Raw genomic sequence first — 13,554 nt, 5'->3', positions numbered from 1 at the left:
CTTCAGCGCCTCAACCACCACCGCCGCATCGTCCACGCTGAGCGTGGTCTGGGTCACATAGGCAAGTTTGGCTTCGTCGCGCACCACCAGGGCTGCCACGTCCTTGCCGTCCTCCACCAGGTACATGCCGCCGTCCGACTGACCCATGGTGCCCTCGACTTCCGGGTGGCCCTTGTGGCCGATCATGACGATCTCGTAGCCGGTCTCGCGCAGCTTCTTCACCTCCACGTGCACCTTGGTCACCAGAGGGCAGGTAGCGTCATAGACCTTGAGGCCACGCGTTTCGGCCTCACGGCGAACCGACTGCGGCACGCCGTGTGCCGAGTAGATCAGCGTCGCGCCTTCGGGCACGTCAGCCAGGTCCTCGATAAAGATCGCGCCCTTGTTCTTGAGGTCTTCGACCACGAACTTGTTGTGCACCACCTCATGGCGCACATAGATCGGCGCCCCGAACTGGCTCAGCGCGCGCTCGACGATGGCTATGGCACGGTCCACGCCGGCACAGAAGCCGCGCGGGTTGGCCAAGATGATTTGCATGCTGCTCATGATGATTTCCTGTATTTCAACCGGGCTGGTCGGCGGTCTTGGGCTTCAACAATCCGTCGAGCACCATCAGCACGGCCCCAACGCAGATGGCAGAATCCGCAACGTTGAACGCAGGCCAATGCGCCGTGTTCCAGTACACATCGAGAAAATCGACCACGTGACCGTAGCTGATCCGGTCGATGACGTTACCGATCGCGCCGCCCAGGATCAGCGACAGCGCAAATGCCAACCGCCGTTCGGCATGGTGCTTGCGCAGCGTCCAGACGATGGCGGCCGATACCGCCAGCGCCAACAACGTGAAGAAGTGGCGCTGCCAGCCACCGGCCGCGGCCAGGAAGCTGAAGGCCGCGCCCTCGTTGTAGGTCAGCACGATATTGAAGCCGGGAAACACCGGCACGACCTGATGGAAGGTCAGCGCAGACAGCACCATCTGCTTGCTGACCTGGTCGGCCACGATGACGACCAGGGCCAACAGCAGCCAGCGCAACAGACCCGACTTAAGCATGAGGACGCACCTCGCCTTGGCCGAACAGGTTGCTGACGCAACGGCCACACAGGGTGGCATGGTCGGCATGGCTGCCCACGTCACTGCGGTAATGCCAGCAACGCTCGCACTTGGCGTCGGCCGAGGGCTGTACCACCACCTTGTTCTCGGCGCCTTGCTCCAGGGTGAAGCTGGAAACGATCAGCACAAACTTCAGGTCGTCGCCCAGCGCGGCCAGTAGCGGATGGAGCTTGGCATCGGCCGTGATCTGCAGCTTGGCTTGCAGGCTGGAACCGATGGAGCCTGCCTCGCGCAGCACTTCCATCTCCTTCTTGGCCAACGCCACCAGATCGCGTACGGCGGCCCAGTCCGCAGCCAACGCGGCAGCATCGGCCGGCTGCGGCAGCGGGTACCAGGTATGCAGCAGGGTATTGTCCTCACCATGCCCATCCAGCGTGCCCCACACCTCGTCGGCGGTGAAGCTCAGCACCGGCGAGAGCAGCAGGGCCAGACTGCGGGTGATGTGGTACAGCACGGTCTGGGCCGAGCGGCGGGCCGGGCTGTCCGCCGCGGTGGTGTAGAGGCGATCCTTGAGGATGTCGAGGTAGAAGCCACCGAGATCATCCGCGCAGTAGTGGTGGATGCTCTGCATGGCGGTATGGAAGCTGTAGCGCTCGTAATCCGCCGTCACCGACTGCTGGAACTGCTGCGCCATGACCAGGGCGTAGCGATCAATGGTCAACAGCTGGTCCGTAGCGACCAAATGCTTGCCGGCGTCGAAGTCGCTGAGGTTGGCCAGAAGGAAGCGCAGGGTGTTGCGCACCCGACGATAGCTGTCGGCCACCCGCTTGAGGATCTCATCCGAGATGCTCATCTCGCCCGAATAGTCGGTGCTGGCCACCCATAGACGCAGCATGTCGGCACCGTACTGGTCGATGACCTTCTGCGGTGCGACAACGTTGCCCTTGGACTTGGACATCTTCTCGCCCTTGCCGTCCACGGTGAAGCCGTGGGTCAGCAATTGCTTGTAGGGCGCACGGCCTTCGGTAGCGCAACCGGTCAAGAGGCTGGACTGGAACCAGCCGCGATGCTGGTCAGAACCCTCCAAGTAGAGGTCGGCCGGCCAGGCCAGCTCGGCACGCTGGCGCAGCACGGCAAAGTGGGTGGAACCCGAGTCGAACCAGACGTCCAAGGTGTCCTTCAGCTTTTCGTAGTCCTTGGCCTCGTCACCCAGCAGCTCCGCAGCATCCAGCGAGAACCAGGCGTTGATGCCGTCCTTCTCGACCCTCTGCGCCACCAGTTCCAGCAGCTCCAGCGAGCGCGGGTGCAGCTCACCCGTGACCTTATGCACGAAGAAGGTCATGGGCGTACCCCAGTTGCGCTGGCGCGAAACACACCAGTCGGGGCGGTTGTTGATCATGGCCTCAAGGCGCGGACGCCCCCAGTCGGGGAAGAACTCGGTCGCATCGACCGCGCTCTGTGCGACCTTGCGCAGTGCCTGGCCGGCGTGGCCAGGTTTGTCCATGCTGATAAACCACTGCGCCGTGGCGCGGAAGATGATGGGCGTTTTATGGCGCCAGCAGTGTGGGTAGCTATGGTTCAGGCGCACATTGGCCAGCAAGAGGTCCAGCTCGGTCAGCTTCTCGATGACCAGCGGGTTAGCCTCCCAGACCGTCTTGCCCTCGTAGAGCTCGGTACCGGGCTTGAAGCGACCATCGTTGCCAACCGGATTATCGTTGCTCAGACCGTAGTGCTGGCCAACCAGCCAGTCGTCCAGACCGTGCGCCGGCGCGGTGTGCACCAGGCCTGTACCGGCGTCGGTAGTGACGTGGTTGCCCAGGATGATCTGCGATTCGCGGGCGTAGAAAGGGTGCTGCAGACGCAGGTGCTCAAGCTTGCTGCCATGCGCCTGGGCGATGACCTCGATCGATTCGAAGCCGTAGCGCTTGAGCGCGGCTTCGGCCAGTTCACGCACCAGGATAAGGAGGCCCTTGGGGGTCTCGATCAGATCATAGGTCAGCTCAGGATGCACACAGACGGCGCGGTTGGCGGGCAGCGTCCAGGGGGTGGTGGTCCAGATCACTGCATAAGCCGGCACACCGGCCAGGCGGTCGGCCGGCAGGCCGAAGGCGGCCGCCAGCGCGGCACTGTCCTTGACCGGGAAGGCTACGTCGATCGCCGGACTGTTCTTGTCTTCATACTCCACCTCCGCCTCGGCCAGCGAGGAACCGCAGTCCACGCACCAGTGCACCGGCTTCTGGCCTTTGACCAGATACCCCTGGCGATGCACCTCGCCCAGCGTACGGATGATGTTGGCTTCGGTATCGAAGGCCATGGTCTTGTAGGGGTGGCCCCAATCACCGACGATACCCAGGCGGACAAAGTCCTTCTTCTGCCGCTCGATCTGGATCTCGGCGTATTCGCGGCACAGGGTGCGGACAAAGTCGGCCGGCAGGTGGATGGCCTTCTCATCGAGGCCGTTTTCCTTGCGGAAGGCCACGATCTTGGCGTGGATGGCCGGTGCGGCCTCGATGGCCTTCTTGTCGCCCTTTACCAGCTTTTCGATCTGGTGCTCGATGGGCAGGCCGTGGCAGTCCCAACCCGGCACATAGGGTGCATCAAAACCTGCCAGGGTCTTGGTCTTGACGATGATGTCCTTGAGGACCTTGTTGACCGCATGGCCGATGTGGATATCGCCGTTGGCGTAGGGCGGGCCATCATGCAGGATGAATTTGGGGCGGCCCGCACTGGCCGCGCGCACGCGCTCATTCAGTTTCTGGGCCTGCCAGCGGGCCAGGAAGGCCGGTTCGCGCTTGGCCAGGTCGCCGCGCATGGGGAAGGGCGTATCCAGCAGATTGACGGGGTATTTGTTCTGTTCAGACATGGTGATGGCTCAATGGTATTCGGGTCCACGGCTCGCGCAGGCAAACCGGCGTATCGTTGCAGCCCCCGCCCGCTCACGGACGGGGGTGGCTAATTCGTTCGCGGTAGTAGGCGCGGGCGTTCTCCACGTCCAGACGGATCTGGGCGATCAAGGGCTCAAGGCCGTCGTATTTCTCTTCGTCGCGCAGCTTGTGCAGAAAATCCACCTGCAGGTGCCGGCCATAGAGGTCACCGCTGAAGTCCGGCAAATGCACTTCCAGCGCTATCTGTCCGGAATCGGTGACCGTCGGGCGTTTGCCCAGGCTGGCAGCACCAAGCAGCGGCTGGTCTGTAATGCCATGCACGGCGGTCACAAAGATACCGGCCAAAGGCGGGCGGTTGTGCTTGACCTGGATATTGGCGGTCGGAAAACCGATCTGCCGCCCCAGCTTCTGACCGTGCACCACCCGACCGCTGATACGGTAGGGCCGGCCCAGCAAACGCTCCGCCAGGCTCAGATTGCCTTGCGCCAGCGCTTCACGCACGGCGGTACTGGAGGCGCGTTGGCCGTCGACGGCGATCTCGGGCATGGCCTCGGCCAGAAAACCGAAGCGATGGCCAAACTCAGCCAGGGTGGCGTTATCGCCAGCACGGCCTTTGCCGAAGCGGAAGTCATCGCCCACCAGCACGTAACGGGCGGCGATCTGCCCGGCAACGATGTCCTGGGCAAAGTCCTCGGCCGACAGCGCGGCAAAGTGGCGGCTGAAATGGGCCAGATAGACCCTGTCCACACCGGCCTCGCGCAGCAATTCGAGCTTCTCGCGCAGGCTGGAGAGACGGGCTGGAGCCGCATCAGGCGCAAAGAATTCACGCGGATGCGGTTCGAAAGTCAGTACGGCAGCCGGCAGACCCAGACGGCGAGCCTCGCCGGTCAGGCGGTCCAGCATGGCGCGATGCCCGCGGTGCAGGCCATCGAAATTACCGATGGTCAGGGCGCAAGGGCCGCTAGGGCAGAAGGGGGCACCACGAAATACCTGCATGGACGGGGAGTCTGGATCGCCTGAATAGAAGAACAGGCAATTCTACTTGCGGGGGGAGCGGGGGTCTAGCGAGCGCGCATCGAAGCCGACCTCAAACGGCCGGCAGTCCAAGGTCAATAGCGGATCTCGACCGTACCGGCGCTCTTGGCGATGCCTTGCACCACCGCGCCGGTAATCATTTTGACGCTGACCTGCTGCCCCTCGTTGGCATTACCCAGCGCACGGCCTTCGCTGGCCACCTCGAAGCCCTGGCCAGAGGCAATCACCTTGACATACTCGTTGACCTTGACGGCATAAGGAGCCCGCAACTGGTCCGTACGCAGCGGCGCACCCGCCGGTGTGCCACCGATCAACAAACGGCCCACAGCGGTGGTGTGGTCCACCACCACGGTCGCGGGCAGTTGTGAGAGATCGCCGCTGCGCCGCTCCATATCGTTCTCGGTCAACTCGTAACCAGAGGGAAGGGCGCGGGCAGAGACCCAGTAGTCAGCCTGGATAGAGACCGCGACCGGCAGGTTGACCGACCACTTGGCCCCTTTGATGCAATTGACGCGCACGCTGGTATTGCCCACCAGCCGGTTGCCGTGCGGCAGCACCACCTCCATCTTCTGGCAGGCAGCCAGGCTCAGCCGATTGTCGAGCTTGCCAAGCTGAAAACTGGCCCGATCACCGTAGCTGGCCAACTGGCTCGTCAAAAAGCTCGACGCCGCCTCATTGACCGACTCCAGGCTTTGCCGCGACTCGGTCGCCATGGCAAAACCCGTGGTTAGCATCAGGATCAAAGACAAGCAGCGGAACATTGCAGCGCGGTGTATGACGTCGGGTTTTCCAGTTTGGAACCGGATGCGCTGAAAGGCAAGAGGTACGCGACGTTCAGGTCAAAAGAGAGGCCAACAGATCCCGCCCTTGAGGCCAGGGACCGAAACCAGCCGCTGCATTGATATGCCCAGCCCCTTGCAGCACCACCAGTCTGGCACGCCAAGCGTTGGCTAACGCCTCGCTACGGGCGAGTGTGCTGTATGGATCGTCGTCACTGGCAACCACGATGGATGGAAAGGGCAGGGCCTGCCGAGGGATGGGCGCAAAGCCCGTAATCTCAGGCGGCGCACCCGCCCGCTCCACATCAGCAGGCGCCACCAGCAAGGCGCCGCCCAATTGAGCCGCCCGTTGCGGACAACGCGCAGCCCAATGTGCCAGGGTCAAGCAACCCAGGCTATGGCAGACCACCACCGCGCCGGAAGGATCAGTACCCAGGTGCGCGTCCAGCGCCGCTACCCACCCCTCACGCTCAGGGTAGCGCCAGTCTGCCTGTGCTACACGGCTGGCCTGCGGCAGCTCGGTCTGCCAGAGCGACTGCCAGTGATTGGGACCGGAATCCTGCCAGCCCGGATGGATGACGATGCGCATGAAACGGCATTCAAGACATAAGCCGTACCGAGCTTGCCGCAAGCAGCACGCTGGGGCAAGTCGGCAAGGGCAGGGATTCAGAGCTTGGCGATGGAGACTTCGGTCGATTTCACAAAGGCAATCACCTCCGAACCCACCTTCAAGTCCAACTCCTTGACCGAACGGGTGGTAATCACTGAAGTCACGACACCTGCCGGAGTGGACACATCCACCTCCGAGACGACCGGCCCTTCGATGATTTCCTTGATCGAGCCGCGGAACTGGTTGCGCACGTTGATCGATTTGATGCTCATGGCGATATTCCTTGCTGGTTGGTGAAAGTATTGGTCGTCGCGCCCAGGGCGCCAAGCAATCCACCGCCGCCCGTCCCTCGTACAGGAGTCACGTACGAGGGACGGGACAGACCCGCGCTCCCCAACGCGGGCGGAGGTGGAATCGTCGCTAGGCTGCAGCAGCCAGCACCTGCACAAAGCCCGTTACCGCACTACATTGCTAACGGGCGGGCGGCGTTGAGCTGCCTGGCCCGGCTTGGCTGCCAGCACTTCCTGGCGGTTGTTGGAATGGATCATCGACCATGCTTGAAATTACACAAAGGAATAACAAATTGTTTTGTTATACCTATTAGATATTAAATTTCAGCAAGCGACCATCCCATGCCCCATGGGAGAGAGGGAGCGCGTATCATCGCGCCAGACGCAAATGCATTTGGAATATCGCCATGATTGAAGTCTTGTTCGGCATCGTTGCCCTGGTGGTCCTTTTGGCCGGTGGTCTGGTCGTGATCCGGCTCGGCTTGCTGGCCCAGGCCCAGCGCAGCACCCTGGATCTGCTATCGGCCCAATTGGAAGAGAAACACCGGGCCATGCTGAATGACTTGCACAACGGCCTGCAGCGCCAGTCCGATGCACTCAATCATGGATTTGCCGAGCAAAGCGAGCGGCTGCGCAGCAGCATGCAAGATTCTGGTGATCGGCTGCGGGACAGCGTAGGCCACTCCTTTGATCGCCTGCGCGAAGCCGTCGCCACCGAGCTCAAGGACACCCGCATCGGCCTCGATAGCCTGCGCGCCACCCAGACCGAGGCCCTGCAGGCTGCCCAGATTGCCCAAACCAATGCCCTGCAGTCCATGCAGCTCACCCAGAACCAGGCGCTTGCCGACAGCCGTGAGGCCATTGCCAAGCAGTTGGCAGACATCTCGCAAACCGTCCAGCAAAAGCAGGACGCACTCCGTACCGAGGTATTGGGCACCGTCAGCAAGCTGGTGGGGGAGCAGGGCCGGGCACAGCAGGAACTACTGCTCAATACCCTGCGCCGTACCACCGAACAGCTGACCCAGTCCATTACCCAGCTCAGTGAGGGTGTGGACAAGCGCCTGGAGCAGATTTCGGGCAAGGTCAGCGAACGCTTGGACGAGGGCTTCAAAAAAACCAACGAGACCTTCGCCAACGTCATGGCTCGCCTCGCCACCATCGACGAGGCGCAGAAGAAGATCGATGGCCTGACCAGCAATGTGGTCAGCCTGCAGGAGTTGCTGGGCGACAAGCGCTCGCGCGGCGCCTTTGGCGAAGTACAGCTCGAGCACCTGGTCAGCAATGTCCTACCCTCGGGCTGCTACCAGATGCAGGCCACGCTTTCGAACGGCACCCGCGCCGACTGCATCCTCAACCTACCCGAACCTACCGGTACCGTAGCGGTAGATTCCAAATTCCCGCTGGAGAACTACCACCGTATGTTCGGCACCAGCGTGGAGGCCGAGCGCGTGGTGGCACAGCGTCATTTCAAGGTCGATGTGAAGAAGCACATTGATGCCATCAGCGACAAATACATCATCCCGGGCGAGACCGCGGACGGCGCGGTGATGTTCATCCCGGCCGAAGCAGTGTTCGCCGAGATCCATGCCTACCACCCGGAACTGGTGCAGTACGCCATGGGCAAGCGGGTCTGGATCGTCTCGCCCACCACCATGATGGCAGTGCTCAATACCGCCCGCGCCGTGATCAAGGATGTGGAGACCCGCCGCCAGGTCCACATCATCAAGGACGCGCTGGGCAAGCTCAGCAAGGAATTCAGCCGCTTTGACCAACGCATGAAGAAGCTGGCGGACCATATCCGCATGGCCCACGAAGACGCCCAGCAGGTACAGGTCACCAGCGAGAAGATCAGCAAGCGCTTTGGCGAGATCGAGCACGTCCGCTTCGACGAGCTCGACGCCGACCCCCTACCATTGGCCGCACCGGCCCAAGAGGAAACCATATGAACACGCGAAACATCGCCTGCCTGCTGGCCTTGCTGCCCCTGCTGGCTAGCGCCGAGGTCTACAAGTGGGTGGATGCCAACGGCAAGGTACAGTACAGCGACCAACCGCCTCCTGGCGGCAAAGCTGCCACGGTAAAGATTCCGGTCAACACCGCCGTACCGGTCACTGCGCCGGCCAACCCCACGCCAGCCCCGGGCAAGGACAAGGAGGCGACGGCCAACAAGGGCGAGCCCAAGGTCTCGCCGGAAGAGGCACAGCGCAATTGCAGCAAGGTGACCGCGCAGATCAAGGAGATAGAGGCCTCTGACTTCATCATCAACAAGGATGCCCAGGGTCGGGAATACGACATGACCGATGCACAGACCAAATCGCAGCTCGACACCATGCGCAAGGACCAGACCTACTGGTGCAGCAAGGTGAAGAAATAAGCGCCAGATGACCAGCAGGCCCCAACCGACCTGCAAGGCAAGGAGTACGAAGTATGAAGTCCGTATCGAAAATCGCCCTCTGCGCCGCTGTGCTGCTCGCCCCAGCCTTGGTCGGCGCCCAGGTCTACAAATGGGTAGACGCCAATGGCAAGGTGCAGTTTAGCGACCAGCCGCCACCCAACAGCAAGGCACAGGCGCTGAAACTGCCAAGCAACAACGTCTCCGCCCCCCCTGCAAGCAAGGCGGCAAGCAAGCAGGATGATGATGCCACGGTCACGCCCGAGGTGGCGCAAACCAATTGCGATGCACTGACCCGCCACCTGGACAACTACATGGCGGACAGCGTCAAGGAAAAGCCCAGCCAAAGCGCTGAGTACGAGAAGTACCGCGCCCAGGTCAAGGCACAGGTCGAGAAGTACCGGCAGGAACAGGAGTACTGGTGCAGCAAAACGGCACCGGCCGGGCGCCGATGACATCAGCCCATTGCAGTACCCAATAAAAAGCGGATGAAATAGGCAAAGCTCAGGCCTTCTTCATGGTCTTACCCAAGGCGACCCGACGATGGCGGGCGTCCTTGGGGTCGGCGACCAGGGGGCGGTAGACCTCCACCCGGTCGCCATCCCGCAGCACCGTGTCACGGCGACAGGCGCGGCCATGGATGCCGACCGGACAAGTGGCGAAGTCGATTTCCGGAAAGGCCGCTGCCAGGTCGGCAGCCGCCAATGCTTCCTCAACGGTACAGCCATCCAGCAGTTGCAAGGACACCAACTGTTGGCGTTCCGGTAGCGCGCAGGCCACTTCCACCTGGATAAAGCCGCTCATCCGTGGCGCCTTTCCGCTTCCTTGACGAAGGCGTCGACAAAGGTGCCGGCGATCTTGCTGAATACCGGCCCAACCAGCGCCTCCAGCGTGCGGCTGGCAAATTCGTAGTCAAGCTCGAACTCCACCTTGCAGGCCTCCTCGGTCAGCGCCAGAAAGCGCCAGGCCCCAGTCAGGCTGCGGAAGGGCCCATCCTTGAGCTCCATGGTAATCAAGCCGGGCTGCTTGCGATTCTCGGTGGTAAACGAGGACTTGAGGCCTAGATAATCGATGCCCACGGTCGCCACCGTCCAGTCTGAATCTCGCAGATGGACCTCGGTCTCGCCACACCAGGGCAGAAAACGGGGGTAGACCTCGACTTCATCGATCAAGGCAAACATGAGGCTGGCGGGGTAGGGGACCAGTACAGACTTGCGAACTTGGGGCATGAGGGAATATTCGGCCTGTGCGGCTGGTAGAATGAGACTTTAAATCGCGACCACAAGGTCGCGCATCCTAAGCGCCAGCCCCTGCACATGCAATTCGATCAAGAAGACACCGAGCATTTTACCCCCGATCTGGTAGCGGAAGACCCGCAACTGGCGAACATCCGCACGCCACCGCATTCGATCGATGCCGAACAGTCGGTGCTAGGTGGCTTGCTGATCGACAATGCCGCCTGGGACCGGATTGCCGATGCGCTGACCGAACCGGACTTCTACCGCGACGACCATCGGGTCATCTTCCGCCATATTGCCCGCATGGTGGAAACCGGCCGCCCGGCAGATGCCGTGACCGTGGCCGAATCGCTCGACAATGCCGATCAGCTCAGCTATGTCGGCGGCCTGACCTATCTTGCCAGTTTGGCGCAGAACGTCCCTAGCGCGGCCAATATCAAGCGCTATGCAGAAATCGTGCGCGAGCGCTCCATCATGCGTCAACTGGCTGCCATCGGGACCGAGATCGCCGACGCGGCCTACAACCCGAGGGGTAGGGATGCCTCGCAGGTGCTCGACGAGGCCGAAGGCAAGGTGTTCGAGATCGCCGAGCAGTCTGCCCGCGGCAAGCAGGGCTTTCTGGGTATGCCGCAGCTGCTCAAGGAGGTGGTAACCCGTATCGATGAGCTATACAGCCGCGACAACCCCGATGCAGTGACGGGTATCCCTACCGGCTTCGCCGACCTCGACGCCCGTACCTCGGGCCTGCAGGCCGGTGACCTGATCATCGTGGCCGGCCGCCCCTCCATGGGCAAGACAGCCTTCTCGGTGAACCTAGCCGAAAACGTCGCCATCGATGCCGGCCTGCCCGTTGCCATCTTCTCGATGGAAATGGGCGGCGCGCAGCTCGTTATGCGTATGGTGGGCTCGGTGGGCCGGCTCGACCAGCACAAGATCAAGACCGGCAAGCTGGAAGACGACGATTGGCAGAAGCTGACCTACGCCGCCGGCAAGCTGTCCGAGGCCAATATCTTTATTGATGAGACGCCCGGCCTCACTGCACTGGAACTACGTGCCCGCGCGCGCCGCCTGGCCCGCCAGTTCAATGGCAAGCTGGGCCTGATCGTGATCGACTACATCCAGCTGATGTCGGGCTCGGGCAAGGATCAGAACCGGGCGACCGAAGTGGGCGAAATCTCCCGTTCGCTCAAGGGCCTGGCCAAGGAACTGAGGGTACCGGTCATCGCGCTGTCCCAGCTCAGCCGCTCGGTCGAGCAGCGCCCCAACAAACGCCCGATGATGTCCGACTTGCGGGAATCCGGCGCCATTGAGCAGGATGCTGACTTGATCATCTTCCTGTACCGGGACGAGTACTACAACCCGGATTCGCCGGACAAGGGGCTGGCCGAGATCATCATCAGCAAACACCGTAACGGCCCCACCGGTACTGTGCGGCTGACCTTCCTCGGCCACTGGTCACGCTTCGAGAATGCCGCCTTGCCGGGCGGCGGCTGGAGCGACAGCGAATAGTGCGGCACCATGGCGACCAAGCAAAACGGCGAACTTCGGTTCGCCGTTTTTACTTGCATCGCGCCCTATGTGCCCGCTACTGCGCCAACTGCCGCAGCCTGGCGATCCGTGCCGCCTCGTTGCGTACCAGCCACTCGTCTCGCGACAACAGCTGCAGTGCCCGGCGGAAGTAACTGCGCGCCACATCCACCCGGCCCAGCGCGTACTGGTTCTCGGCAATTTCCTCGTAGACGTAACCGTCTTCCTCGCCCAGCTTGTTCCAGGCACGCTCCAGGTCCAACTGTACGGTCAGCGCCTTCTCATGCTCGCCCGACTCGCGCAACAACTTGGCCACGCTCCAGCGGGCGATCAGGAGCCGCTTGCCGCCACCATGCGTCTCCTGCCAGGCCTGCGCCTTGCGCAGGTATTCGAGCGCCTTGGGCAAGTCGCGCTGGTCACGGTAGACCCACCCCAGGTTGTTATAGAGCGAGCCCAGCCAATCGCCGGCATGCGGCTGGGTACTGCGTTCAGCCAGTGCGATCGCCTTGAGATTCCAGTCGAGCGCCGCCTTGCCAGTCTCACCATTGGCCAGCATCTGCATGGCATCCACCGCGTGGAAATCCAGGCCATTGCGCTGCGCCAGCAAGAGGGCATTACGGTACCAACGCCAACTCTTCTTGGGGTCGCCACCGGAACCGATCAAGCGGCCACGCTCCAGCAGGTAACGCACGCTGATCACCGGAGGCAACTCCCCCAAGGTCGGCTGCAAGGCATCCAGCACCTGATTGCCCTCTGCCACCCGCCCTTGCAAGCCCAGCGCACGGGCAATCTGGGTCCGTGCCTCGGCCTGCAGGGCAGCATCCTGCTCACGTCCAGCCCGCTCATCCAGTTCACGGAAGCGCTTTTCCGATACCACCGGCTGCTCATAGTCCCATAGCGCGTCGATATCGGCCGCCCACGCCGTGAGCGAGAGCAGGGTCAACAACAGCATGCGTACGATCACTTGCCCACCCTGATAAAACCGCTCTCGACCAGCTCATCAAGCAGATAGCTGAAATCCTCAGCTCCTTCCGAATCCGGTGCGAAACTGAATACATCGAGGTTGCTGCCCACACCTTCCAACACACTCTGGCTTTCGCACACCCGGGTGCGGCAAAAGTCCTTGCCATAGCGCCGCGTCAGCTCGTGCGCCACCTTCTCTGAAGTAGGATGGCCGCGTTGGTAGCGGTTGATAAAGACCTTGCGGGGCCGGTGCAGGCCCTTGGCGGTCAAGCCACTCAAGGTCTGGTCCAGCTGGGCGGCCCCATTCATGGCCAAGTACTCGGCCGTCACCGGTACCAGCACCACATCGGCAGCCATCAGGGCGGAGAGCGACAACACTCCCAGCATGGGGCAGCAGTCGATCAGAACCGGGGTATCGCTACTGCTCAGCATTTCGTCTGCCATGGCGATCTTGAGCTTGCGCAGATCGCGCCGACTCTGGGTCAGCAGCATATCCACCCGTGCCAATTCCATATGGGCAGGGATCAGATTGACCTGATTGGGCAGTTGTTTGACCAGGTCAGACAATGCGGCATCTTCGTGAAAGAAGCTGTAGATCGTTTCCTTGGCCAAGGGTTTGAGCCCGGACATCGCAGTCAGGTGAGCCTGCGGATCAAGATCTATAGCCAGCGGCGCAAGGCCATTACGGGCCATGGCAGCGGCAAGGTTGGCGGTCGCGGTGGTCTTGCCGACGCCCCCCTTCTGATTGAAGACGGCGATGATGGTCATGGAGCGTTGTCTCTCT

15 protein-coding genes are annotated in these 13,554 nt (G+C 62.1%); 4 read left to right on the top strand and 11 right to left on the bottom strand.

From position 1 onward, the window contains the following. The 7 genes from ispH to VIM95_RS16605 all read right to left on the bottom strand — a co-directional run. The coding region (gene ispH / locus VIM95_RS16635; protein ID WP_331987953.1) for a 4-hydroxy-3-methylbut-2-enyl diphosphate reductase at positions 1 to 546 on the bottom strand (546 nt) is incomplete at its 3' end. A gap of 16 nt (positions 547 to 562) precedes the next feature. Beyond that, the gene (gene lspA, locus VIM95_RS16630) at positions 563 to 1,051 is read right to left on the bottom strand and encodes a signal peptidase II (protein WP_331987951.1); all 489 of its coding nucleotides are present in this window, start codon (positions 1,049 to 1,051) and stop codon (positions 563 to 565) included. After that, positions 1,044 to 3,914 carry an isoleucine--tRNA ligase gene (ileS, locus tag VIM95_RS16625; RefSeq protein ID WP_331987949.1) on the bottom strand — a complete coding sequence of 957 codons (2,871 nt, stop codon included), beginning with the start codon at positions 3,912 to 3,914 and terminating at the stop codon, positions 1,044 to 1,046. The genes lspA and ileS overlap by 8 nt, the downstream gene beginning before the upstream one ends. Before the next feature lie 73 nt (positions 3,915 to 3,987). Next, positions 3,988 to 4,932: a bifunctional riboflavin kinase/FAD synthetase gene (locus VIM95_RS16620; RefSeq protein WP_331987947.1), complete on the bottom strand. Its 945-nt coding sequence runs from the start codon at positions 4,930 to 4,932 to the stop codon at positions 3,988 to 3,990. A 113-nt stretch (positions 4,933 to 5,045) separates the two neighbouring features. Continuing rightward, entirely contained in the window at positions 5,046 to 5,705 is a 660-nt protein-coding gene (gene flgA / locus VIM95_RS16615; RefSeq protein WP_331987945.1) for a flagellar basal body P-ring formation chaperone FlgA, read from the bottom strand. 100 nt (positions 5,706 to 5,805) lie between these two features. Continuing rightward, positions 5,806 to 6,339, bottom strand: a complete 534-nt coding sequence (locus VIM95_RS16610; RefSeq protein WP_331987944.1) for an alpha/beta hydrolase — start codon at positions 6,337 to 6,339, stop codon at positions 5,806 to 5,808. A gap of 77 nt (positions 6,340 to 6,416) precedes the next feature. Further along, positions 6,417 to 6,632: a TOBE domain-containing protein gene (locus VIM95_RS16605; RefSeq protein ID WP_331987942.1), complete on the bottom strand. Its 216-nt coding sequence runs from the start codon at positions 6,630 to 6,632 to the stop codon at positions 6,417 to 6,419. A gap of 425 nt (positions 6,633 to 7,057) precedes the next feature. Between VIM95_RS16605 and rmuC the strand changes: the two genes are divergently transcribed. From rmuC to VIM95_RS16590, 3 genes are read left to right on the top strand one after another with little or no spacing between them, the layout of a single operon-like run. Next, a complete protein-coding gene (gene rmuC, locus VIM95_RS16600) occupies positions 7,058 to 8,596 on the top strand; it encodes a DNA recombination protein RmuC (RefSeq protein ID WP_331987940.1) in 1,539 nt (512 codons plus the stop codon). Next, positions 8,593 to 9,024 carry a DUF4124 domain-containing protein gene (locus VIM95_RS16595; RefSeq protein ID WP_331987938.1) on the top strand — a complete coding sequence of 144 codons (432 nt, stop codon included), beginning with the start codon at positions 8,593 to 8,595 and terminating at the stop codon, positions 9,022 to 9,024. Before rmuC ends, VIM95_RS16595 begins: the two co-directional genes overlap by 4 nt. Positions 9,025 to 9,077: 53 nt before the next feature. After that, entirely contained in the window at positions 9,078 to 9,497 is a 420-nt protein-coding gene (locus tag VIM95_RS16590; RefSeq protein ID WP_331987936.1) for a DUF4124 domain-containing protein, read from the top strand. A 49-nt stretch (positions 9,498 to 9,546) separates the two neighbouring features. Here VIM95_RS16590 and VIM95_RS16585 read toward each other — a convergent pair whose 3' ends face one another. Further along, positions 9,547 to 9,846, bottom strand: coding sequence for an RnfH family protein (locus tag VIM95_RS16585; RefSeq protein WP_331987933.1), 300 nt, complete (start codon positions 9,844 to 9,846; stop codon positions 9,547 to 9,549). After that, complete coding sequence (locus VIM95_RS16580) at positions 9,843 to 10,271, bottom strand: type II toxin-antitoxin system RatA family toxin (protein WP_331987931.1); 429 nt, start codon at positions 10,269 to 10,271, stop codon at positions 9,843 to 9,845. Before VIM95_RS16580 ends, VIM95_RS16585 begins: the two co-directional genes overlap by 4 nt. A gap of 87 nt (positions 10,272 to 10,358) precedes the next feature. Between VIM95_RS16580 and dnaB the strand changes: the two genes are divergently transcribed. Then, entirely contained in the window at positions 10,359 to 11,789 is a 1,431-nt protein-coding gene (gene dnaB / locus VIM95_RS16575; RefSeq protein ID WP_331987929.1) for a replicative DNA helicase, read from the top strand. A 76-nt stretch (positions 11,790 to 11,865) separates the two neighbouring features. Here dnaB and VIM95_RS16570 read toward each other — a convergent pair whose 3' ends face one another. After that, complete coding sequence (locus VIM95_RS16570; protein ID WP_331987927.1) at positions 11,866 to 12,759, bottom strand: tetratricopeptide repeat protein; 894 nt, start codon at positions 12,757 to 12,759, stop codon at positions 11,866 to 11,868. 8 nt (positions 12,760 to 12,767) lie between these two features. Beyond that, complete coding sequence (locus VIM95_RS16565) at positions 12,768 to 13,538, bottom strand: ParA family protein (protein ID WP_331987925.1); 771 nt, start codon at positions 13,536 to 13,538, stop codon at positions 12,768 to 12,770. Positions 13,539 to 13,554: the final 16 nt, after the last annotated feature.

Origin of the sequence: Chitinimonas sp. (assembly GCF_036568685.1) — a bacterium.
In the GTDB taxonomy this organism is placed as follows: domain Bacteria; phylum Pseudomonadota; class Gammaproteobacteria; order Burkholderiales; family Chitinimonadaceae; genus Chitinimonas.
Note: the sequence above shows the minus strand (reverse complement) of the source record. Positions and strands in the feature narration are given on the sequence as shown.